This is a genomic window from Rhizobium sp. N621 (genome assembly GCF_001664325.1).
Taxonomy (GTDB): Bacteria; Pseudomonadota; Alphaproteobacteria; order Rhizobiales; family Rhizobiaceae; genus Rhizobium; species Rhizobium esperanzae.
The window spans coordinates 902,417-924,707 of record NZ_CP013495.1 but is presented as its reverse complement, the minus strand read 5'-3'; the positions used below and the strand labels follow the sequence as shown (position 1 = coordinate 924,707).

Genomic DNA, 22,291 nt, shown 5'->3' with positions numbered 1-22,291 from the left:
CAGGCGGTTAAGGGCCAAGGGCCGAAAGGTCAAGCGGGAAAGCTTACCAGCCCCCGCCTCCCCCGCCTCCGCCGCCACCGCCGGAGGAGCCGCCGCCGGAAAAACCGGAGGATGAACTCGACGGCGGCGCGGGGATCGTCGACGCGATGGTGGAGGCCATCGACGAGGAGAAACCGCCGATACGGTCGGAGAAGCTGCCGCTGTTGAAATCGCCGGAATACCAGGAGGGCGCATAGGCTGCGGCCGTGCCGGCGGCGGCAGCCGCAAGCCAGGTCTCGAAGGTGCGCGACCAGGGCTTTTCGACACCCAAAGCCACCGCGTAGGGCAGCAGCGTCTCGAAATGCTGCGGCGACATTTTGGGAGCGCCGGCCATGTTCATGCGGTCCTTCTCGGCCAGCGTCAGGTATTGCCGCAGGCCGTCCACGCCGTCCATCATCCGGGCGCCGAGCGGAGTCGGCGCGCCCATGATGAAGACATAGAGGATGTTGAGCAGCACGATGCCGCCGATGGCAAAGAGCATCGGCGTCTCGTGCAGTTCCACCAGAGACGAGGCAAACGTCAGCATCAAGATCCCCAGGATGCTGACGCCCACGAAAACACCGACCGCCGCGGCAATGATGGCCATGACCTTGGCGAACAGCGATCTTCCTTGGTGCAGCGACTTGACCAAACCGGCGATGAAGACGGCAATGAAAACCGAGATGGCAATCGGGATCAGCATCAGCGCGATCGTATCGGGCTCCAGCGAGCCGAAGACGAACAGCGCCACCAGGGCGGCGGCACTGAGCGCAACGCCGCCTGTGGTATAGCCGATGTTGGAATTGTAATATTTGCCGCGATGCTCTCTCTCGATTGCCGAACGGAAGGCTTGGCCGACCGTCTTCACCCGCTCGCCATTGGCCTCGTCGATCGTTAGCGTCCTGCCCTCGCCGCCGGCGACCTTCAGCAGCTCGGCCTCGCCGGCCTGGAATTTCTCTTTGCCGACCGGCTTGCCGGTGCCGCGGATGATGATCGAATCCTTGAGGTCTTCGAGCTTGACATAGCCGCGCACCGCCAGATTGAGGGCGGTTGCAGCTAGCGCCGTCCAGCCGCCGCCGGAGAAACCCTTATTGTCGATATAGTTGACCAGCGCCGGCGAGATGCCGTCCGGCGCGTCCCAGCGCGGCACGACGACGCCACGGGCGGGATCGCGGCCGACCTTCAGCCAGGATCTGAGATAATAGGCGAAAACCAGGATCAGGCCGCCGAAGCCGATGAAATAATTGCGGTTATCCTTCAGCCACCAGGTGCTTTCCATGTCCGCGCTCGGCGGATCGATCGAGCCCTTCGGCATGCGGATCGCAAAGGTCAGGCCTTCCTTGGGCCCAAGAGGCGCGGTGGTGGAAAACACGAGGCCGGCGCCGCTTTCGCTGACACGGGCATCCTTTCCCCTGGCGCCCTGCGGGCCGGTAAAGAAGGTCGTCTCAGTCGCGCTGACATCAGGCGGCAGCTTCACGGTTGCGGTCACTGACCGGATCGGGAAGATCCAGCCATTGCCGGTGACATTCCAGTAGAGCTCGTCATGATCGTCGAAATAGCGGATCTGGCGATTGGTCCTGTAGGTGAAGACGTAGCGGTGACGGCCCGGCGTCACCGTCACCTCGGCGGAGCCGGCATAGATGCGGATGCCGCCCGATATCGATTCCGTGTGCCAGGGCTCCTCCGCACCGTCGCGCGTGACCGACACCATATCGAAATCGACGCTGCGGCGACGGCCTGCGCCGTCGGTGAAATAGAGCGGGAAGTCGCGGAAGATGCCGTGGTTGATCCGGTTGCCCTCGGCATTGACCGTGATCGTTTCCGCTACCGTCATCTCACCGCTCTTTTCGAGCGCGATGTCGGAGGCGAAACTATCGACAACCTCGGCGGCAAAGGCCGCCGGGGCGGCGACCATCAGGAGCAGCGCCAAGCAAAAACCGAAAAACCGACGCCCCATCCTGTCTCCCCGCCGGCTGCCCCGGCTGCGCCTTGCTTCAATCCTTGTCCCGATAGGTCACGCCGAGGGCGGCGAGCGTCCGCCAATAGGCGGGGAAGGTCTTGCCGACACAATCGGGGTCGAGAATGGTGATGCCATCGATCTTGAGGCCGGCGAGCGCAAAGCTCATGGCGATGCGGTGATCGGCAAAGGTGTCGATCTCCGCCGACAGCGTTTGACCGGCGAGAGCAGGATCGGAATGGACGATCAGATCGTCGCCCTCCTCGACGGCGAGACCTTCGCGGATATTGTTGAGCCCCGTGGACAGGGCGCGGATGCGGTCGCATTCCTTGACGCGCAGATTGGCGATGCCGACGAAGCGGACCGGCGTCTCGTTGAAGGCGGCAAGCACGGCGATCGTCGGAACGGCATCCTGCATCTGCGAGCCGTCGATTTCAGCCGGCAGGCGCGGGAACTTGGCGATCATCTCATAGGCTTTGGCATCCGGCTGGGTGAAGGCATCGTTCGGCACGCCGAGATCGATCCTGCCATCGCTCAGCACTTCGGCCGCCCAGAGATAGGTCGCGGCGGATGCATCCGGCTCGATGACGAAATCGGCGGCGTGGTAGCCGGTCGGCTCGACGCGCCAAGTGACGGGGCTGGTCTTTTCGACCCTGGCGCCGAAGGCCTGCATCGCCGCCGTGGTGAGATCGATATAGCCGAGCGCGCCGATACCCTCGCCGACGAGTTCGATGTCAACAGGACGGTCGCCACCGGCCGCCATCATCAGCAGGGCCGAGACATACTGGCTGGACAGCCCGCCATCGATCAGGATGCGGTCGGCCTCGAAGCGGCCGGTGCCCCTGACAGTGACCGGCGGGCAGCCGGTCTCGGCGCTGACATCGATGCCGAGTGTGCGCATCGCCTCGACCAGCGGGCCGATCGGTCGCTTGCGCATGTGCTCGTCGCCGTCGACGATGACGGTGCCGTCGACGAGAGCCGCAGCCGCCGTCAGGAAGCGTGTGGCCGTACCGGCATTGCCGAGGAAGAGCGGCGCCTTCGGCGGCGCGAGCCTGCCGCTGCCGGTGACGACGAAGGTGGTGTCATCGGGTTCGTCGATCGCAACGCCCATGGCGCGCAGCGCATCGGCCATATAACGCGTGTCGTCGCTCTTCAGCGCCCCGGTCAGCCGGCTCGTGCCCTTGGCAAGGCCGGCGAGCAGCAGGGCGCGATTGGTGATCGACTTCGAACCCGGGGGCATGGCGCGGCCCGAAAGCGGCTTGCCCGGCGGGATGATCGTGAGTTTGGCTGTGCGTGTCATGCTGTGTCTTCCGTCCGTGAGCGAGGCTAAAGCGCGTCGCCGTCTGCCCTTGCTCTTAACCGCTTTCTTGCAAAGGCAAAATGCCGGATCGTCAGAATTTGACGCTGGGAACGGCGCGATCGGCCTCATTGGTGATCTCAAAATACTCCCGCTTGGCAAAACCGAACTGGCCGGCGACGAGATTGGAGGGGAAGCTTTCGACCTTGACGTTCAGGTCGCGGGCCGCACCATTGTAATAACGCCGCGCCATCTGCAGCTCGCCTTCCAGGGTTTCGAGCGACGCCTGCAGTTCGGTGAAATTCTGGTTGGCCTTGAGATCGGGATAGGCCTCGGCAAGCGCGATCACCCGGCCGAGCGCCTGGCCGAGCAGTCCTTCCGCCTGCGCCCTGCCCGCAACATCGCCCGATGGCACGGCCTGCGCCTTGTTGCGGAGCGCAACCACCTCTTCGAGCGTCGACTTCTCATGGGCGGCATAACCCTTGACCGTCTCGATCAGGTTCGGAATCAGATCGGCGCGGCGCTTGAGCTGGACGTCAATGCCCGACCAGGCTTCCTCCGCCATCTGGCGGGAACGCACCAGCCCGTTGTAGATGAAGACGATGTAGAGTGCGATGACAGCGACGACGGCAAGTGCAATATACATCGCGAATCCCCTGCGGCGAAGTAATGTTCGCGCGGAGACTACGCGGGTTTGCCGGCTGCCGTCAAACGCCGATATCGGCGAGGATTCGGGCCGCCGTCTGCTCCGGCGAAAGGTTCGTCGTATCAATTTCGACTGTCTGTTCAGCCAGTCCGCACAACAGTTTGTAGGTCGCCCGGAGCTGTTGCAGCTTCGCCGTATCCGTCAGCTTGAGCGCCTCGGATCGGCCGGGAGAGATGAGGCGCCTGGCATTCTCCTCCGGCGCGCAATCGAGCAGAACCGCGACCAGATCCGCGCCTCTGGCGGCAGCCAGATCGACATACCAGGAGAACATCGCCCTATCCTGCTCGTCATCCGCAAGAGCATCGGTAAAGACGAAACTTTCAGCCGGATCGGCGTGCACGGCGTGGTCGAAAACCGCTCGCCGAATCTGCTCACGCAGTGATGCATGCAGAGGGTTGCTGCGGGCGAAAAGAGCTTCGGCCGGATTAAGCAGCGTGTGATTGTCGATGAGCCGCGCGCCGAGCCTTGTCGCGAGCAATCGGCCGATCGTCAGCTTCCCGGTGCCTGGCCAGCCGTTGAGATGGACTATACGGCTGGCAGGCTTTTGCGTCATGCCGCCTCTTTCGACAGGTTGACGCCGCCGGCGTCGGTCAGCAAAAAGGCTTCACCGCAGGCCTTGGCGAGCGTGCGTACCCGCAGGATGTAGCTCTGGCGCTCGGTGACCGAGATGACGCCGCGGGCGTCGAGCAGGTTGAAGACATGGCTGGCCTTGATGCACTGGTCATAGGCCGGGAAGACGCATTTGTGCAGGCGCTGGTTGGCGCTGTCATCGGGCGCGCCGGCATCGAGCAGCGACCGGCATTCCTTCTCGGCATCGACGAAGTGGCGATGCAGCATCTCGGTATTGGCGAATTCGAAATTGTGACGCGAATATTCCTGCTCGGCCTGCAGGAAGACGTCGCCATAGCTGATCTTCTCGTCGCCCTCGCGGCCGTTGAAATTCAGATCGTAGACATTGTCGACGCCCTGGACATACATGGCGAGGCGCTCGAGACCATAGGTCAGTTCGCCGGCGACCGGCGCGCATTCGATGCCGCAGACCTGCTGGAAATAGGTGAATTGCGAGACTTCCATGCCGTCGCACCAGCATTCCCAGCCGAGGCCCCAGGCGCCGAGCGTCGGGCTTTCCCAATCATCCTCGACGAAGCGGATGTCGTGCAGCAGCGGATCGAGACCGATCGCCGCCAGCGAGCCGAGATAGAGTTCCTGCAGGTTAGGCGGGTTCGGCTTCAGGATGACCTGATACTGGTAATAATGCTGCAGCCGGTTCGGGTTCTCGCCATAGCGGCCGTCCGACGGGCGGCGCGAGGGCTGGACGTAAGCGGCCTTCCAGGGCTTGGGGCCGAGGGCGCGCAAGGTGGTGGCCGGGTGGAAGGTTCCGGCGCCGACTTCCATGTCGTAGGGCTGCAGCACCGCACAACCCTTGTCCGCCCAGTAGCTATGCAGGGTCAGGATCAGCGCCTGGAAGGAGCGCTTCGGGTTCATATGGTCTGGGATAGCTGACATGGGATGGCACCGCTGGCTTGGGAATTATCGGCGCGACAGGTGCCATGGAGGGCGGCAGGGGTCAAGGGTTTTGCGGCGGTCGGCGACGCTCCGTGGTGACGCAAGCGGAGTTTCGCCGCCCTACCCATCCTGTATTTCGCTGGGCGGTGCCGCATATCCCTTCTCCCCAACGGGGGAGAAGATGCCGGCAGGCAGATGAGGGGGTGAGCTGCGATAGGAGCGAATGCACGGCGCGCAAGCGAAGGGCAATCAATGGCGTGCCGTGCGGCCCCCTCATCCGACCCTTCGGGCCACCTTCTCCCCGCTGGAGAGAAGGGAGAATTGAAGTCTATTCCTCATCTCGCTTCAGCCGATACTCCCCGGTCACCGGGTCCTTGACCAGGGTGCCGATCGCGCCGGTCTGGCGTTCCTTTTCGGCGCGGCGCGATTTTTCGGCGAGCTTGCGGGCATCGGAGACGAAGCGGCGGTAGAACCACCAGGCTGAGAACACCAGGATCAGGATCGTGATAAGCTGTGCCATGCCCCTCTCTTGCTCCTCTCAAAGCCCGAAGCGGCTCCACAATGCTCTCTCTTCCGCCGCTTCGACAAGTCCTGTTGCGAGACCTGCCCCCGCGCCCTCGAGTGTAACAGGCGATACGCCGGGAATGCGGCGGCCGAAGAGCCCGCGGCCGGCGGTGACGAGTTCCAGTCGGGTCTTTTGCCCGTAGCGCCGCTTCAATTCCTGGCGCATGTCGCCGAGACCGTCGATGAGGCCAAGCTCGAGGCCGCGGGTACCGCTCCAGAACAGGCCGGAAAACACCGCCGCATCATCCGTCAGCTTGCCGGCGCGGCGCTCGCGCACCATTGCGATGAAGACCTGGTGGATTTCGAGCTGCAGGCTCTTGAGGTACTCGATGTCCTTTTCCTTTTCCGGCTGGAACGGATCGAGGATCACCTTGTTTTCGCCGGCCGTATAGACGCGGCGCTCGACGCCGATCTTCTTCAGGAGTTCGGGAAAGCCGAAACCGCCGGAGACGACGCCGATCGAGCCGACGATCGAGGTGGGGTCGGCGATGATCTCGTCGCCGGCAAGTGCGATCATATAGCCGCCGGAGGCGGCGACATCCTCGACGAAGATCAGAACCTTCTTCTTCTTCTCCCGCGCAAGCTCGCGAATGCGGGTGAAGATCAGCCGGGACTGGACGGGCGAGCCGCCCGGCGAGTTGATCGCAATGGCCACCGCCGGCGCGTCCTTCATGGCGAAGGCCTTTTCCAGAACGGGGGCGACATTGGCGAGATTGAGGGTCGGCCGGAACTGGCCGCCGCCGCTGATGATCGCGCCCTGCAATCTGACGACCGGGATGGTGACGCCATCCTTGCGGAACCGTTTTGGCAGCAATTTTCTCAAGAATCCGGCCATTTCCTATCCTTCGCTTCGGCTCGCCCGATCGTCATCTGCGATCGGCATCCATGTATGCGCTGGAACGACAAACGCAATGGCCGCGTTTGCAAAACATCGAGGATGATTTTTCTTGTTGCGAATGACTTGCATTATCATTCTAATTCGTCATAGTGCAGAGACGATAAACAGGTGGAAATGGCATGGACGCCCTCAATCCCAATGCAACAAGCGGCTGGCGGCACGAACGCGGAGAGGCGTCGCTGTCGGATGTCTACCGCACGGTCGGAACCGGGCGTCACAGCTCGAGATGGCGCAGAGCGGCGGCCTTTGCCGGGCCGGGCTATATGGTCGCCGTCGGCTATATGGACCCCGGCAACTGGGCGACCTCGCTCGCCGGCGGCTCGAAATTCGGCTATGCGCTGCTCACCGTCGCACTGCTTTCCAACCTGATGGCAATCGTCCTGCAATCGCTCTGCGCGCGTCTGGCGATCGCCTCGGGCCGCGACCTTGCGCAGGCCTGCCGCGACGCCTATCCGAAATGGGTTTCGGTGCCGCTCTGGGCCTTTGCCGAAATTGCCATCATCGCCACCGACATCGCCGAGGTGATCGGCACCGCGATCGGCCTCAACCTGCTGATGGGCATTCCGCTCGAACTCGGCGTACTCATCACCGCGCTCGACGTTTTCGTGATCCTTTTCCTGCAGAAGCTCGGCTTCCGCTGGGTGGAAGCCTTCATCATCGCACTGCTCGGCGTCATCGCGCTCTGCTTCGGCGTGCAGATACTGCTTGCCGACCCGCAATGGGGCTCCGTCATCACCGGCTTCTTCCCGACCACCGAGATCGTCACCAATCCTGAGATGCTTTATCTGGCGCTCGGCATTCTCGGCGCGACCGTCATGCCGCACAATCTCTACCTCCACTCCGGCATCGTGCAGACGCGGGCCTACGGCCATACGGTTCCGGAAAAGAAAGAGGCGCTGACCTATGCGACGATCGATTCGACGGTCGCTCTCTGTTTCGCGCTGCTGATCAACGCCTCGATCCTGATCCTGGCCGCGGCCGCCTTCAATGCGCATGGCAGGACCGACATCGTCGAACTCGGCGAGGCCCATTCGCTGCTGTCGCCGCTGCTGGGTCTGGCGATCGCGCCGACGCTGTTCGGCATCGCGCTTCTGTGCTGCGGCCTCAACTCGACGGTGACGGCGACGCTTGCCGGCCAGATCGTCATGGAAGGTTTCCTCAAGATCCGGCTGCAGCCATGGGTGCGCCGACTGATCACCCGGGCGATCGCCATCGTGCCGGCGGCAATCGTCACCATCTGGTACGGCGACCAGGGCACGGCGCAGCTTTTGATCCTCACGCAGGTGGTCCTCAGCCTGCAGCTTTCCTTCGCCGTCTTCCCGCTCGTGATGTTCACCGCCAGCAAGGCCAAGATGGGCGAACTCGTCGCACCGCGCTGGCTGAGCGGCATCGCCTATGTGATCGCGGTCGTCATCGCCGGGCTCAACGTCAAGCTGCTCTTCGACTTCATCACCGGCTAGACGTTGAGAGGCGAAGCCTGGCATAGGCCGCCCGGCCATTGTTGAAATCGTCGACGAGAGGGGAGAACTTGTGGCTCCCCTCTTCGTGCATGATGAGGGCCGCGCGCAGCGACAGCCGCGCCCGCGATCCCTTGATCGCGGTCACCAGAATGCGCACGGCATTTTCACCGGGGCGCGGATGGATGGCCGTCATTTCAATGCCGCCGAAGCGTCGGCCGCAGGCATCGATGATCTCGGCGATCGATTGGGGCCTGGCGATCAGCGACAATTGCCCGCCGGGGATCATGATCGCGCCGGCCGTGCGGATCCAGCTTTCGAACAGGCCGTCGGTCATCGCATGGGCTTCGGCCTTCAGCGCATCGGGCGTGCGCCGGTCGCCGGCATCGTTGAAGGGTGGGTTCATGATCACGTGGTGGAAGCTCTCATCGGCAAGCCCGGCATCGTTGCGCGCCTTGGCGGTCAGCGTCACATCCGCCTCGACGACGCTGACGCGGGCGGCAAGATGGGCGTTTTCCGGCAGGAGAATGCTGCGGCGGGCATAATCGGCCATCTCGGCCGAACGCTCGAAGAGCACCACTTGCGCCTTGGCAAGGCGCGAGGCGACGGCAAGGCCGGCAGCACCGGCGCCGGCGCCGAGATCGGCAACCCTGACCGGGCGATCGTCGGCGACGAGGGCGGCCAGCAGCATCGCATCCATGCCGGCGCGATGACCCCTGCCCTTCGGCTGCACCACATGAAAGGCGCCGCGATGGAAGGCATCGATGGTTTCAGCGGGTCCGCCGGTCATCGCCCGCTCACGTCCTGTCGCGCAGCTCGCCGCCGAGGCCGGCGTCGATCAGGATGCGGCGGGCCTGGTCGGCCATGTCCTCATCCACCAGCAGGCGGCGCGGCAACATGCCGAGCGAGCCTTCCAGCACGCTCATGCCCTGATCGGCGATGAAGCAGTGAATTCCGGCGTCCTTCATCAGGCTCTCGGCAAAGGAGAGCAGAACGGGATCGTTGGCGCGGATAAGTTCATGCATTTGCCGTCATTTTCCTTCCAATTTCGCCTTGCGCGACAATTCACCTCTTGCCGCGTCCATCGCCCCTTTCTATTGTCAGCTCTAATGAATGAACAGGAGTCCGGGTCGTTGGGCGTGGTCATACCGCTTGAAGAAAGCAAAAACAAACTGGCATCCATCAAGCCGCTGGTCGATCTCACCAGGGCCGATATGGAGCGGGTGAACCAGCTTATTCTGTCCAAGGCCGGCTCCGACGTGCAGATGATCCCCGAAGTGGCCAACCATCTGATCTCGTCCGGCGGCAAGCGGCTGCGCCCGATGCTGACGCTGGCGGCGGCCTCGCTGTTCGACTACCGCGGCGAAAACCACGTCAAGCTCGCCACTTCGGTCGAATTCATGCATACGGCGACACTGCTGCATGACGACGTCGTCGACGAAAGCGACCTGCGCCGCGGCAAGTCGACGGCGCGGATGATCTGGGGCAACCAGGCAAGCGTGCTGGTTGGCGACTTCCTGCTCGGCCAGGCCTTCCGCATGATGGTCGATGTCGGCTCGCTCGACGCGCTCGACGTGCTGTCTTCCGCCGCCTGCGTGATCGCCGAAGGCGAAGTGCTGCAGCTTTCCGTCGCCAAGAACATGGAGACGACGGAGGATGATTACCTCTCCGTCATCCGCGCCAAGACGGCCGCCCTCTTTGCGGCTGCCGCCGAAGTCGGGCCGATCGTCGCCGACGCCGGCCGCTCCGGCCGCAACGCGCTGAAATCCTACGGTATGAATCTCGGGCTCGCCTTCCAGCTCGTCGACGATGCGCTTGACTACGGCGGCAAGGCCGCCGATCTCGGCAAGAATGTCGGCGACGATTTCCGCGAAGGCAAGATCACCCTTCCCGTCATCCTCGCCTATCGCCGCGGCACCACGGAGGAGCGCGCCTTCTGGCGTGATGCGATCGAGGCCGGCAACAGCAGCGACGCCAACCTGGAAAAAGCGCTCGGGCTGATCACCAAATACGGCACACTCAGCGACACGATCGGCCGGGCGGTCCATTACGGCACGATCGCGCGGGACGCGCTGGCGCCGCTTCCCGATACGGTATGGAAATCCGCCCTGATGGAAGTGATCGACTTCTGCATCGAACGCGTCAATTGATCGAACGCCGCGATCGAGGCTGATTTTCTTGCAGCGCCGCTCCAAAAAAGCCATCCTGTTATGAATCAGTGATGACGACTGATTTGCGACCGGCAGCGGCCGGACGCTCTCGAAGAAAGGTTTTCTAATGCGGCAGAGAATTGCCATCCGTCTTCTTACGAGCGCAGCGCTGACGGCTGTCCTTTCGCTCGGCGGCATCGCCGGCGCGAGTGCCGAAGATGTGGCCAAGGCGGGCGATGCCGGCAAGGCCGAGAGCTTCTTCGATGCCGATAGCGTCACCACTTTCTCCGGCGCCTTCCTCGCCGCGCGCACTGCCGATGTCGATCACGATTACGAGACCGCAATCGCGCTCTACAAGAAGGCGCTGCAGATCGAGCCCGGCAATCCCGAGATTCGCCAGCGGCTGATGATCTCGCTGCTGCTCAACGGCGACATCAAGGAAGGCGTCAAATACGCCAATGATCTGAAGGGCGATCCCTCGGTCGAGCGCATCACCACGATCGTGCGCGGCATGGATGCCGTGCGCCGCGACGACTACAAGACCGCCGAGTCGATCCTGAAATATAAGGGGCCGAACGATCTCGACCGGATGATGAACGACCTGCTGCTCGCCTGGGCCCGGGTGGGCGCCGGCCGCGGCAAGGAAGCGCTCGCCATGGTCGAGAAGATGAAGGGGCCGGACTGGTTCCGCATCTTCCAGAACTACAATGCCGGCGCCATTGCCGTCGTTACCGGCGACGTGAAGTCGGCCCGCCAGCATCTCAACGACGCCGTGCTCGACAAGGAAGGCGGGGCGACGGCGCCCGACACCTTCATGCGCGCTGTGATGGCGCTTGCCCGCCTCGAGGCGATGCAGGGCAACAAGCAGAAGGCGCTCGACGCCGTTTCGGTCGGCGATAACCTGCTGCCGAACTATGCGCCGCTGAATGCGCTGCGCGACAGCATCGAAAAGGGCGAGAAGCAGGAGCAGCAGGTCAAGACCGCCGAAGAAGGCGCCGCCGGCGTGCTCTTCTCCGTCGGCGGCGCGCTGAACCGCGACGGTGCCGAAGACATCGTCTCGCTCTACCTGCAGACCGCCAACGCGCTCGACCCCAACAGCGCCGATACGCTGGTGCTGCTCGGCGGCATCGCCGAAAAGCAGAACCAGATGGATCGCGCCATCTCCCTCTATAAGAAGGTGCCGGAAGATTCGCCGATGCGGCGCATTTCCGAGCTGCAGCTCGGCCTTGCCCTTGCCCAGGGCGGCAAGGTCGACGAGGCGCGCAAGCACCTGCAGGCGCTGATCGCCTCCGACCCGAAGGACATCCGCAGCTACCTCGCCTATGGCAGCGTGCTCTCCGACGCCAAAGACTACGAGGCGATGGCCGCCAATTACGACAAGGCGGTCGAAGCGATCGGGCCGATCCCCGGCCGCGCCAACTGGAGCGTCTTCTTCCAGCGCGGCATCGCCTATGAGCGGCTGAAGAAGTGGGACCAGGCCGAACCGAATTTCCGCAAGGCCCTGGAACTCAATCCCGATCAGCCGCAGGTACTGAACTATCTCGGCTATTCCTGGATCGACATGAACCGGAACCTCGACGAAGGCCTTGCCATGATCAAGAAGGCCGTCGATCTTCGCCCTGACGACGGTTACATCATCGATTCGCTTGGCTGGGCCTATTTCCGCCTCAACCGCTTCGACGACGCCGTCGACGAGTTGGAGCGGGCGGCGCAGATCAAGGCCGGTGACGCGACGATCAACGACCATCTCGGCGATGCCTACTGGCGCGTCGGGCGCAAGCTCGAAGCCGTCTACCAGTGGAACCGGGCGCTCGCCTCCGAGCCTGAAGCAGCCGAAATTCCGAAGATCAAGGAAAAGGTCGCAAACGGCCTGCCCGCCAACGACGATGCCAAGGCGGCCGACAAGAAGCAGCCGGATCCGGCGCCTGTCACGCCGCCGCCGATCGACAAGAAGTCCTGACGGGCGCCACCGATGCCTGAGCAGGGCTTGGCCAACGCTTTCGGCGTCACCGAAGAGGCGCGCGCGAAGATCAATCTCGCCCTGCATGTAACGGGCCAGCGGCCGGACGGCTATCATCTGCTCGATATGCTGGTGACCTTCGCAGATTGCGGCGACCGGCTGGGCTTCCTGCCGGCGCAGGCCGACACCTTCACCCTGTCTGGCCGCTTCGGCGAGACGCTTGCCGACGACGGCGGCATCAACCTGGCGATCAGAGCGCGCGACCTCCTGCGCGAGGTCGTGGGCGCCCTTGCGTTCCCCGTTCACATCCACCTCCAGAAGAACCTGCCTGTTGCCTCCGGCATCGGCGGCGGCTCGGCCGACGCGGCGGCGACACTGCGGGGGCTGATGCGCCTCTGGGGCACTGGATTGCCGATAGAGACGCTGGCTGCGCTGGCGCTGAAGCTTGGCGCCGACGTGCCCATGTGCCTCGAGAGCCGGCCGCTGATTGCCCGCGGCATCGGCGAGGAGATCGAAGCCGTGCCCGATCTGCCGTCCTTCGCCATGGTGCTTGCCAACCCATTGAAGGGAGTTTCGACGCCGGAGGTTTTCCGCCGGCTCGAGGCAAAGAACAATTCACCCCTGAACCTCTCCCGGCCGGCCGGCTGGCTTGCGGCAATCGGCGCGGCCCGCAACGACCTGGAGCCGCCGGCGCGCCAAGCCGTGCCCGAAATTACGGCGATCTCGGCGATGCTGCAGGCTGAGGGCGCCTTGCTGACCCGCATGTCCGGCTCCGGCGCCACCTGCTTCGGGATCTTTGCCGACATGGCCGCCGCGCGAGAGGCGGCAGCGGCTCTTCACGAGGCGCGGCCCGACTGGTATTTCCAGGCGACGGAAACGGTTTCGGGAGGCATGTGATGGCAGGCTTGGACGAAAAACGGCCCTTCATCGCCGTCGGCATTGCGGTTCTTACCGTTTCGGATACGCGCACCCCGGAGACGGACAAGTCGGGCGATACGCTGGCGGCGCGGATTGCCGAGGCTGGCCACAGGTTGGTCGAGCGGGCGATCGTGCCCGACGACCGGGAGAAAATCGCCGCCCAGGTCAAGACCTGGACCGAGCGGGATGAGATCGACGTCGTCATCACCACAGGCGGCACTGGCTTTACCGGCCGAGACGTGACGCCCGAGGCGCTGGAACCGCTGTTCGAAAAGCGCATGGACGGCTTTTCCGCCGTCTTCCACCGTATTTCCTATGATAAGATCGGCACGGCGACGATCCAGTCGCGCGCCACTGCGGGCGTTGCCAACTCGACCTTCATCTTCGCCCTGCCCGGCTCGCCCGGCGCCTGCCGGGACGCCTGGGACGGCATACTGAAAGCACAGCTCGATTATCGCAGCGTACCGTGCAACTTCGTGGAGATCATGCCGCGCCTGGACGAGCACTTGAAACGCGGCGCACAGAAATAGACCGGCGCTGCCGTTACAGCCGCCGCGATCGCGCCGTCGAAAATCCGATTCAGACTTTTCGGGGCCGACGCGCCGGCGTTTGTCATGTGGCAATGCCCGGCAGAGCCGGCATCGAATCCCAGCTATCACCCGACAGCAAGATGCAGCTTATGCCGTGAACATCCGTGACCACGAGCGTCCAGGTGCCGCTTTTGGCGGCATAGACCTCGAGAACGGCGTTCTGGTTGACCAGCCCGACCGCGGTGAGCTTCTCACCGAAATTCCTGTCGAGGAAACTGACGACGTCGGATCGGCCTGCGCAACTGAGCATCGTCTGCGATGCTGCCGAATGCGGATGCGCGATCACCAATGTCGGCAATATGACCGCCAGCAGCCCGCAGATCATACTGCGTACGCCGTCGATCTTACCGCGTGTCATGACGCACCTCCTTTCGCCGGAAACCCGGCAGAAGAGGAGATTTGCCGACCTGTTCTGCCGTTCACCGGCATTTCACGGCATCCGTTGCGAAGCGCGGCGCTTCGGCGGCGCCATGCGCAAATTATAGCGCGAAATCCGATTGGGCGCCATCTTTGCGCGATGGCGGGACGTAATCACAAAGCGCACTTACGGCGAGACTAGCCCCTAATCCGGCTGCCGCCACCGACCGGGGTCGAGCCACGGGTCTCGACCCGTCCTTCGGACCCCCGCTTGCAGGGCGACGGGGATTTGCCGCGCCGGCTTCCTCCATCTCGACGTTGCGTTGGGCACGCCCCCTCGCCCCGTTTTTAACGGGAGAGGGTTAGAGTGATGGGCATCTCGGACAGCGTCGATGCAGGGATGGGCATTCTACCGCGCAGCGCGCGCCACCCAGGAGGGAATCAATTCACTTGAGAGCTTGCGCGGCTTCTGCCCCTTGGCGAAGTCGGAAACAGGCATACCGCTTCTGGCGGCGGCGAGCGCCAGGTTCTTCGGCATCAACAGCCCGAGCTCCAGCGGCGGCCGGGCGCGGGCGACGCGCTGGAAGAAGGGGCGCCGATAGCCGCGCGACGCGGTAAAGCGCGCCGGCGTCTTGTTCAGCGCCACGTATTCGGCGATCTCATCGATCCAGCCGGCCTGCGGCCTGGCGCCCGGCTCGACGAAGAGCAGCCATTCGCCGCGGGCGGAGCGAACGATGTCTTTGATATCCCACTGTGAATGGAAACGGCAGCCGGCGGCGTCGGCGACCCGCGAGGTGCCGTCGCGCGAGCCGTGATCAAGCACGATCACATCGCTGACGAGCCCTTCCACCGCGCCTGCCACCAATACCGATAAGGTCTGCGCCAGTTCGGATTCCTGATCCTGGCATTCGAGAACAACCGTCAACATCGATTATTCATAATGCGCCGCACAATTTTTTGCCAGCACCCTTTTGCGCATTTTGTTCTTGCATTGTTCTCATTTTGTCGATAGGAATTTAATCATCAAAACGGGTGGAGGCAACGGCTTTCCGCCGCGGGAGAATCCGATGAGAGAGCAGTCCCTGGCAGGGCAGGCCGCATTCGCGCCTGCCAATACGGCAGATATTGCCGATGCGATGATCGTGTCCTCCGGTCTCAGGGTCGAAGGCGACCGCCGGCGCGGGCGCGGAGCCGGATTGAATCCAACAGGACGGTTCGAAGCGCTGCAGCGGGAGACCTTCGACGACGGTTGGCAGACGCTGGAAGAGCTGCCGCCGTTCAAGACCGAGGTGCAGATCGAAAAGCCGCGCACCGCGATTACCCGCAACGAATCGCCGGATCTTTCCTTCGACCGCTCGATCAATCCCTATCGCGGCTGCGAGCACGGCTGCATCTATTGTTTTGCCCGGCCGACCCACGCCTATATGGGGCTTTCGGCAGGGCTCGATTTCGAAACGAAGCTCTTCGCCAAGCCCGATGCGGCGAAGCTCTTGGAGCGGGAGCTCGCCAAGCCAGGCTACAAGGTACGGGTGATCGCGATCGGCACCAATACCGACCCCTATCAGCCGATCGAGAAGGAATGGCGCATCATGCGCGGCATCCTCGAGGTGCTGAACAAGGCGAACCATCCGGTGTCGATCGTCACCAAATCGGCAATGATCCTGCGCGATCTCGATATTCTCCAGGAGATGGCCGGCAAGAACCTGGTGCGCGTCGGCATCTCGGTCACCACGCTCGACCGCAAGCTCGCCCGAGCGATGGAGCCGCGCGCCGCCACACCGCCGCGACGGCTGGAGACCATTCATGCGCTCTCGGAGGCAGGCATCCAGACTGCCGTCATGGCCGCTCCGCTGATCCCGGCGCTGAACGATCACGAATTGGAGCGCATCCTCGAATCGGCCAAGGCTGCCGGCGCGGCCGAGGCGAGTTATGTCATTCTCAGGCTGCCGCTCGAAGTCAGCCCGCTCTTTCGCGACTGGCTGCTGCAGCACTATCCCGATCGTTACCGGCACGTGATGTCTCTGGTGCGCTCGATGCGCGGCGGCAAGGATTACGACGCCGAATTCGGCAAGCGCATGAAGGGCGCCGGCCCCTATGCCTGGCAGATCGCCCGGCGTTTCGAAATGGCGGCGAAACGCTTCGAGCTGACGCGGCGCAGTGTGCCGCTGCGCGACGATCTGTTCGTGCCGCCGGATGGCAGCGGCGTACAGCTGTCGCTGCTCTGATTTTTTAAGCTTGCGCATCGGCTGCTCAGAAAAACCGCCCTGTTTTCGAGCCCCGAGCGCAATTCCCGCGGATGGCTTTGACCGCCACCATCCGCCGGACCGTCCCCGGCCGCCGCCCTGATCCGGGGACTTGCGGGAAATCGGGTTGGCGTGCGAGGTTCAGCCGCATGAAACGTCGCACGCCACCCGATTCTCCCCTGCTTTTCGACACGGTCCCTCTCGTGCCGGATTTCAAGCTCGAGCTCAAAGCCCGCAAGGCCGGCCACTGGCCGGTCGCCGGCGCCGACGAGGCAGGCCGCGGGCCGCTGGCGGGGCCTGTGGTGGCCGCTGCGGTCATCCTCGATCCGAAGCGCATCCCTGAAGGCCTCAACGATTCCAAGCAGCTCTCGGCGCAGCGACGCGAGGAACTCTTCGTGCAAATCCTGGCGACTGCGACGGTTTCCATCGCCTCTTCCAGCTCGACCCGCATCGACGAGACCGACATTCGCAAGGCGAGCCTGGACGCGATGCGCCGCGCCATCTGCAGCCTCGCCGTTCCCGCAAGCTACGTGCTGACGGATGGGCTTGATGTGCCGCCTGGCCTCGATTGCCCCGGACAGGCGGTGGTCAAGGGCGATGCCCGATCCGTCTCGATCGCCGCCGCCTCGATCGTCGCCAAGGTGACGCGCGACCGGATGATGGCAAGGGCGCATAATGTTTTTCCGGATTACGGGTTTGCCGCCCATGTCGGCTACGGCACGGCGCAGCACCGCGCCGGCATCGAGAAACATGGGCCGTGTTCGCTGCACCGGATGAGCTTTAGACCGCTGCGCAAGGGCGAGGACGGTCCTGAAATGGACGAGCTGATTTCCGAATAGCTCACCCAAAGAAAACCTGGCAATGAGAAGCCGGACTAGCACCGTAAGAGGCGCGCGAGGAAAAGAGAGGCCACGGCATGTCCTCTTCTCCCCGGCGGGGAGAAGGTGCCGGCAGGCGGATGAGGGGCCGCCGGCACACCCTCACGGAAAACCTATCCGCCACGCCAGCGGTAACGCCGCGCGCCACCGCCCTGAACACCGTCGACACAGGCTTGAACGGTCGAAACCCGCATCGGTTTCATTCGGAAAGACGGCTTCCCCGGCTCCCTCATCCGCCCTACGGGCACCGACCTGGGTCGAGCCACGTGTCTCGACCCGTCCTTCGGACCCCCGAGGGGAGAAGAGGGAATCGAGAGGGAGCGGTATGCCCTCGACCCGAGATCGAGTATTCAACAACAAAAAAGGCCGGGACATGCCCGGCCTTTTCCTCATTCTATACGCTACCGCTCAGTTGAGCCGTGTCTTGACCTGGCCAACGGCGTTGCCGAAGAGCTCGGACTGGACTTTGCCGTCGGCCTTCTTGGCGAGCACCGTTTCGGCGGCTGCGATCGCCAGATCGACGGCGGCGGAACGCACCGCCTTCATCGCATCGGCCTCGGCCTGCTTGATCTTCTGCTCGGAGAGCGCCGTGCGGTTAGCGACGAATTCTTCCGTCTTCTTCTTCGCCTCGGCGGTCAGCATCTCGGCTTCGCGCTCAGCGGCGGCAACAATATGGGCGGCCTCTGCTTCCGCTTCCTTGCGCTTACGCTGGTATTCGGCGAGCAGATGCTGGGCTTCCTCGCGCAGGCGCTTGGCTTCAGCCAGTTCGTTGCGGATCTGGTCGGCGCGGTCGTCGAGCGAGCGCGCCATCATGCCCGGAACCTTGAGGTAAACGACCAGCGCCAGGAAGAGGATGAGACCGACAAAAGCGAAGAAAGTCGCGTCGAAATGAAATTCCATCGATCAAGCCTCCTTCTTGGCGGCCGCGACGGCGGCGGCGACGTCTGCCTGCGCAGCGGTGCTGCCGATCAGCTGTTCGACGACCGCGGCTGCCGTTTCCTCGGCAATGGTGCCGACGTCGGCGAAAGCCTTGGCCTTGATGTCAGCGATGCGGGCTTCGGCAGCCTTGATCTTTTCCGACAGGCTGGCCTCGACGGTGCGGCGATCCTCTTCGGCCTTGACCTTGGCGGCGTCACGGGCGGCGGAGCCGATCGCGTGGGACTTGGCGCGGGCAGCGGCCAGTTCGCCTTCATAGGTCTGGACGGCGGCGTCGGCCTCCGCCTTCAGGCGGCCTGCTTCTTCCAGGTCCTGGGAGATGCGCGTGTGGCGCTGATCGAGGATGGCCCCGATGCGCGGCGCGATGACCTTTTGCATAAGGAGGTAGAAGACGCCGAACGTAATCACCAGCCAGAGCAGCTGGGATGCGTAGGTCGTCGAATCGAAAGGCGGGAACGGGCCGCGGGCGTGTTCGCCTTCGGCAACGCCGGTCTCGGTATGGACCTCGCCTGCGGCCGGAGCGGCATGCGCATCCGTGCCGGTCGCTGCCGCCGGTGCTTCTTCAGCGTAAGCCGGGGTCACAAAAAACATGCTCACCTCCAGGTGGACTGCAAATGCAAAGGATCACGGCTTGCGGTCGCAGGCCGTGATCCATCTATTCGCCGATATCAGACAGCGAAGAGGAGGAGGAGAGCGACGAGCAGCGAGAAGATGCCCAGAGCTTCCGTAACGGCGAAGCCGAATACCAGACGGCCGAACTGGCTGTCAGCGGCAGACGGATTGCGCAGAGCGCCGGAGAGGTAGCTGCCGAAGATATTGCCGAGGCCGAGAGCCGTACCGGCCATACCAAAGCAAGCCAGGCCTGCACCGATGAACTTTGCTGCTTCCGCTTCCATGTTGAACTCCTTTGAAATGGTTGTTGCGGCGAATGACTGACGCCCTGGAGACGTCGTTGTCGTTATCCTTAGTGCCCGCCCGGATGGATTGCGTCGTTGAGGTACATGCAAGTCAGCACCGCGAAGACGTAAGCCTGAAGGAAGGCGACGAGGAACTCGAGACCGGTCAGGGCGACGGTCATGATGAGGGGAAGAACGGCGCCGCCGATACCAACGGCACCGAGGGTTCCAAGCGAGGCGACGAAGCCTGCGAACACCTTCAGCGTGATGTGACCGGCGAGCATGTTGGCGAAAAGACGAACGGAGAGCGAAATCGGACGGGACAGGAAGGAAATGATTTCGATCGCGACGACCAGCGGCAGCAATATGCCCGGCACGCCCGAGGGCACGAAGACATTCAGGAAGTGGAAACCGTGCTTATAGAAGCCGTAGATCAGAACCGTGCTGATAACGAGGATCGCCAGCGCGAAGGTGACGATGATCTGGCTGGTGATCGTGAAGAAATAGGGGAACATGCCGAGCAGGTTCGCCGTCAGCACGAACATGAAGAGCGAGAAGACCAGCGGGAAGAACTTCAGCCCCTGCTTGCCCGCGCCTTCCTTCAGCATGTTGGCGATGAATTCATAGGACATTTCGGCGACCGACTGCGAACGGCCGGGCACGATGGCGCGGTTCGAGGTCGAGAAATACAGGAAGCCGGCGGCAACGGCTGCCGAAGCGACCATGAAGAGCGATGCGTTGGTGAACGAAAAATCAATTCCGCCGATTTCGATCGGGACAATCTTCTGGATCAGGAACTGATGAGTCGGATCGTTAGACACCGCTTGTTCTCTCTCTTTGGCCCGCAGGACGCGGGGTCATTGCACTGGACCGGGACCGGCCCCTATTTCTTGTCGTCCTGGTCGTCCAGCGGATGAGCAACCACCCCCGCAGAACGCAATACGTTCAGAACGCCGGCACAGAATCCGAGAAGCAGAAGAACAATCAACCCCCAAGGCGCCGTGCCAACAAAACGGTCGAGAAGATAGCCAAGGACGGCACCGACGACGATTGCGGCAATGAACTCGCTGGAAAGCTTCATCGCCTGGGCATAACCTTTGCGGCTTACCTCGGCTTGGGCCTCGCTTGCTTTTTCCACTCCCGCCTCAGCGCGCTTGGTCGCGAGTTCCGCTCCCAGTTGCGCACGGCGCTTCTCAAGACTTTCCTCGCGGTCGTCCGCCATGGATCTCTCCTCGCCTGCCCGTCGCCCGCACTCCCGCTACCCCGGTCATTCGGACCCCGGACGCGAAGGTTGAGACCCTTCCGGCCCGTTCTGAAGTCGCGCGCAACATAGTTTTAGGGATTGGTATAGTCAAGGCGTAGACGGCTTCTGTCCAGCCAGAAAATAATGGTGTAAAATCAAGGAGATATATCGATATTCAGCCGTGTGGGCAAATTCAACGGAAAGAATCCGCTTTTGCGGGCCGGAAATCACTGCCGCCCTGGCGGATTCTCTTAGCTCCAGCCGCCGCCATAGGTGCGGTAGAAGACGTGGAGACCGATGCGCCCCACCTTTTCCATGGTCTTTGCCCATTTCGGGCGGACATAGACGGCATGGTAGTGTGTTGCCGAACCTACCTGCGGCAGCCAGATCTTGCCTGATGTCACCGCCATGGCCACGTCGCGGGCCACCCGCCAGTGATATTGTGAATTCACCCGGTCCTTGATGCTGTCGCAGGCGAAGGAAAACTGGCAGCGGTTGCGCCAATCCTCGTTCTGATAGACGACGCCGCAAATGCTCTTGGGATAGGCGGGGTTGCGGACACGGTTGAGGATGACCTGGGCGACGGCCGCCTGGCCCTTCACCGATTCCCCGCGCGCCTCGAAATAGATGCCGGAGGCAAGGCATTGCTGCTCGCGGGCGGAGAAGACGCTCGGCGGCAGCACGCTTGCGGCCCAGGCGTGGTCGCCCGGACCGATCTGGGGCACGAAGCGGCCGCTGTCCGGTTCGGTCAGGATCGAATCGAAGGGCGACTGGCGGGCATAATCCGGTGCGGCCGGCGCATAGGCGGTGGCAAGCACGTCGGCCTTGTTGCTGGTGACGAGGCTTGCGAGCATCGCCGGCACGCCGACCTCGGGCATCACCGGCTGCTTCTTATAGAAAGAGGTGGCGATCTCGATTTCCCTGCCCTGGATCTTCGGCTTGACGAAAGCCGACCGGTCCTTGAGATCGAAATTCGGGGTGAACAGCATCTTGGTGCGCTCGAGAATCGAGCCGGCGGAAAAATCCTTCGGCGGCTGCATCTTCTCGACGGCGACAACGCGGCCTTTCTTCGTGCCGCGAATGACGCGGTCCTCGTCCGGCGTGTCCTCGTGACCCTTGTCCTTGGCCGTAAAAGCCACCTTGCGGCCATCGGGCAGCACCATGCCGGCGTCTGAGGCGATCGAGCCGGTCGCTGCCGGATCGGCGAAGGCGAGCTCGGCCTGGTGGATGGAGCCGGCCGGCGAATTGGTCAGCACCATGCGCCAGCTCTCCCCCTCACGATCGAGACCGGCGAGCATCGTGGCGAGATCGGCGTGGGAGGCAACGCTCGGGAAGATCAGCCAGCCGGCAAGCCCGAAGATGGCGGGCGACACCCAGTTCTCGGGAAGAAGACGCAGCTTGCTACGGGAAGGGCTCTTTCGACGCAACACGAACTCCGGGCATGGAACGCGGGAACATGCCATCGAAAATCTCTCATTAACCTTGACGTCCGGTTAACGAGGCGTGCCGGAAAGTAGCAGTGGGAGTTTTTGGATGTTCTAATATGGCTGATAAGTTCATAGGACGAGGTGTGTGTCGCAGCCTTGTGAAAGACCCCTCCCCAACCCCTGCACACAAGGGGGAGGGACTAACCCGGGGGTTCCGCCTCGGGTCCTCCGACACGTTGAAAATATGTTAAGTCGTCGCGGCAAGTTAAGCCCCTCCCCCTTGTGGGCAG

General features: G+C 63.2%; 24 protein-coding genes. 7 read left to right on the top strand and 17 right to left on the bottom strand.

The annotated features are described in order from the left end of the window. Nucleotides 1-43: 43 nt before the first annotated feature. The 7 genes from AMK00_RS04515 to AMK00_RS04485 form a co-directional block, all read right to left on the bottom strand. Nucleotides 44-1,975 carry a DUF2207 domain-containing protein gene (locus tag AMK00_RS04515; protein WP_064809706.1) on the bottom strand — a complete coding sequence of 644 codons (1,932 nt, stop codon included), beginning with the start codon at nucleotides 1,973-1,975 and terminating at the stop codon, nucleotides 44-46. 37 nt (nucleotides 1,976-2,012) lie between these two features. Then, nucleotides 2,013-3,275 (bottom strand): 3-phosphoshikimate 1-carboxyvinyltransferase, encoded by a 1,263-nt coding sequence (locus tag AMK00_RS04510; protein WP_064809705.1) that lies wholly within the window; start codon nucleotides 3,273-3,275, stop codon nucleotides 2,013-2,015. A gap of 91 nt (nucleotides 3,276-3,366) precedes the next feature. Beyond that, entirely contained in the window at nucleotides 3,367-3,918 is a 552-nt protein-coding gene (locus AMK00_RS04505; RefSeq protein ID WP_064809704.1) for a LemA family protein, read from the bottom strand. 61 nt (nucleotides 3,919-3,979) lie between these two features. Continuing rightward, nucleotides 3,980-4,531, bottom strand: a complete 552-nt coding sequence (locus tag AMK00_RS04500; protein ID WP_064809703.1) for an AAA family ATPase — start codon at nucleotides 4,529-4,531, stop codon at nucleotides 3,980-3,982. Then, the gene (locus tag AMK00_RS04495; RefSeq protein WP_011424229.1) at nucleotides 4,528-5,484 is read right to left on the bottom strand and encodes a glycine--tRNA ligase subunit alpha; all 957 of its coding nucleotides are present in this window, start codon (nucleotides 5,482-5,484) and stop codon (nucleotides 4,528-4,530) included. Before AMK00_RS04495 ends, AMK00_RS04500 begins: the two co-directional genes overlap by 4 nt. 328 nt (nucleotides 5,485-5,812) lie before the next feature. Next, entirely contained in the window at nucleotides 5,813-6,004 is a 192-nt protein-coding gene (locus AMK00_RS04490) for a hypothetical protein (protein WP_064809702.1), read from the bottom strand. A gap of 18 nt (nucleotides 6,005-6,022) precedes the next feature. Continuing rightward, a complete protein-coding gene (locus AMK00_RS04485; protein WP_064809701.1) occupies nucleotides 6,023-6,883 on the bottom strand; it encodes a S49 family peptidase in 861 nt (286 codons plus the stop codon). Between the two features lie 182 nt (nucleotides 6,884-7,065). Between AMK00_RS04485 and AMK00_RS04480 the strand changes: the two genes are divergently transcribed. After that, nucleotides 7,066-8,406, top strand: a complete 1,341-nt coding sequence (locus AMK00_RS04480; protein WP_064809700.1) for an Nramp family divalent metal transporter — start codon at nucleotides 7,066-7,068, stop codon at nucleotides 8,404-8,406. Here AMK00_RS04480 and AMK00_RS04475 read toward each other — a convergent pair. Together AMK00_RS04475 and AMK00_RS04470 are read right to left on the bottom strand one after the other, a co-directional pair. Beyond that, the gene (locus AMK00_RS04475) at nucleotides 8,396-9,193 is read right to left on the bottom strand and encodes a tRNA1(Val) (adenine(37)-N6)-methyltransferase (RefSeq protein WP_064809699.1); all 798 of its coding nucleotides are present in this window, start codon (nucleotides 9,191-9,193) and stop codon (nucleotides 8,396-8,398) included. The genes AMK00_RS04480 and AMK00_RS04475 overlap by 11 nt on opposite strands. A 7-nt stretch (nucleotides 9,194-9,200) precedes the next feature. Continuing rightward, nucleotides 9,201-9,428, bottom strand: a complete 228-nt coding sequence (locus AMK00_RS04470) for a putative signal transducing protein (protein ID WP_064800855.1) — start codon at nucleotides 9,426-9,428, stop codon at nucleotides 9,201-9,203. Nucleotides 9,429-9,536: 108 nt separating this feature from the next. On the opposite strand from AMK00_RS04470, the gene AMK00_RS04465 reads away from it, so the two are divergent. The 4 genes from AMK00_RS04465 (at nucleotide 9,537) to moaB (ending at nucleotide 13,961) form a co-directional block, all read left to right on the top strand. Then, a complete protein-coding gene (locus AMK00_RS04465; protein ID WP_064800854.1) occupies nucleotides 9,537-10,553 on the top strand; it encodes a polyprenyl synthetase family protein in 1,017 nt (338 codons plus the stop codon). 127 nt (nucleotides 10,554-10,680) lie between these two features. Next, complete coding sequence (locus AMK00_RS04460) at nucleotides 10,681-12,513, top strand: tetratricopeptide repeat protein (protein ID WP_064809698.1); 1,833 nt, start codon at nucleotides 10,681-10,683, stop codon at nucleotides 12,511-12,513. Nucleotides 12,514-12,525: 12 nt separating this feature from the next. Further along, the gene (locus AMK00_RS04455; RefSeq protein ID WP_064809697.1) at nucleotides 12,526-13,410 is read left to right on the top strand and encodes a 4-(cytidine 5'-diphospho)-2-C-methyl-D-erythritol kinase; all 885 of its coding nucleotides are present in this window, start codon (nucleotides 12,526-12,528) and stop codon (nucleotides 13,408-13,410) included. After that, a complete protein-coding gene (gene moaB, locus AMK00_RS04450; protein WP_064800851.1) occupies nucleotides 13,410-13,961 on the top strand; it encodes a molybdenum cofactor biosynthesis protein B in 552 nt (183 codons plus the stop codon). The genes AMK00_RS04455 and moaB overlap by 1 nt, the downstream gene beginning before the upstream one ends. Nucleotides 13,962-14,043: 82 nt before the next feature. On the opposite strand, the gene AMK00_RS04445 is transcribed toward moaB, so the two are convergent. Further along, on the bottom strand, nucleotides 14,044-14,379 hold the full coding sequence (locus tag AMK00_RS04445; protein WP_064800850.1) for a hypothetical protein: 336 nt from the start codon (nucleotides 14,377-14,379) through the stop codon (nucleotides 14,044-14,046). 408 nt (nucleotides 14,380-14,787) lie between these two features. Further along, the gene (locus tag AMK00_RS04440; RefSeq protein ID WP_064809696.1) at nucleotides 14,788-15,306 is read right to left on the bottom strand and encodes a glycosyltransferase family A protein; all 519 of its coding nucleotides are present in this window, start codon (nucleotides 15,304-15,306) and stop codon (nucleotides 14,788-14,790) included. Nucleotides 15,307-15,445: 139 nt separating this feature from the next. On the opposite strand from AMK00_RS04440, the gene AMK00_RS04435 reads away from it, so the two are divergent. Both AMK00_RS04435 and AMK00_RS04430 read left to right on the top strand, forming a co-directional pair. Next, nucleotides 15,446-16,603, top strand: a complete 1,158-nt coding sequence (locus AMK00_RS04435) for a PA0069 family radical SAM protein (protein ID WP_064800848.1) — start codon at nucleotides 15,446-15,448, stop codon at nucleotides 16,601-16,603. A 167-nt stretch (nucleotides 16,604-16,770) separates the two neighbouring features. Next, nucleotides 16,771-17,460 (top strand): ribonuclease HII, encoded by a 690-nt coding sequence (locus tag AMK00_RS04430; protein WP_064809695.1) that lies wholly within the window; start codon nucleotides 16,771-16,773, stop codon nucleotides 17,458-17,460. Between the two features lie 447 nt (nucleotides 17,461-17,907). On the opposite strand, the gene AMK00_RS04425 is transcribed toward AMK00_RS04430, so the two are convergent. The 6 genes from AMK00_RS04425 to AMK00_RS04400 all read right to left on the bottom strand — a co-directional run bounded on the left by AMK00_RS04425 (nucleotide 17,908) and on the right by AMK00_RS04400 (nucleotide 22,037). After that, nucleotides 17,908-18,399 carry a F0F1 ATP synthase subunit B gene (locus AMK00_RS04425; RefSeq protein WP_011424215.1) on the bottom strand — a complete coding sequence of 164 codons (492 nt, stop codon included), beginning with the start codon at nucleotides 18,397-18,399 and terminating at the stop codon, nucleotides 17,908-17,910. A 3-nt stretch (nucleotides 18,400-18,402) separates the two neighbouring features. Continuing rightward, nucleotides 18,403-19,026 carry a F0F1 ATP synthase subunit B gene (locus AMK00_RS04420; protein ID WP_064800845.1) on the bottom strand — a complete coding sequence of 208 codons (624 nt, stop codon included), beginning with the start codon at nucleotides 19,024-19,026 and terminating at the stop codon, nucleotides 18,403-18,405. A 77-nt stretch (nucleotides 19,027-19,103) separates the two neighbouring features. Beyond that, entirely contained in the window at nucleotides 19,104-19,331 is a 228-nt protein-coding gene (locus AMK00_RS04415) for a F0F1 ATP synthase subunit C (protein WP_003588243.1), read from the bottom strand. A gap of 68 nt (nucleotides 19,332-19,399) precedes the next feature. After that, nucleotides 19,400-20,152 (bottom strand): F0F1 ATP synthase subunit A, encoded by a 753-nt coding sequence (locus AMK00_RS04410; protein WP_064800844.1) that lies wholly within the window; start codon nucleotides 20,150-20,152, stop codon nucleotides 19,400-19,402. Nucleotides 20,153-20,214: 62 nt separating this feature from the next. Continuing rightward, complete coding sequence (locus AMK00_RS04405; RefSeq protein ID WP_064800843.1) at nucleotides 20,215-20,553, bottom strand: AtpZ/AtpI family protein; 339 nt, start codon at nucleotides 20,551-20,553, stop codon at nucleotides 20,215-20,217. 272 nt (nucleotides 20,554-20,825) lie between these two features. After that, complete coding sequence (locus AMK00_RS04400) at nucleotides 20,826-22,037, bottom strand: cell wall hydrolase (RefSeq protein ID WP_064809694.1); 1,212 nt, start codon at nucleotides 22,035-22,037, stop codon at nucleotides 20,826-20,828. Nucleotides 22,038-22,291: the final 254 nt, after the last annotated feature.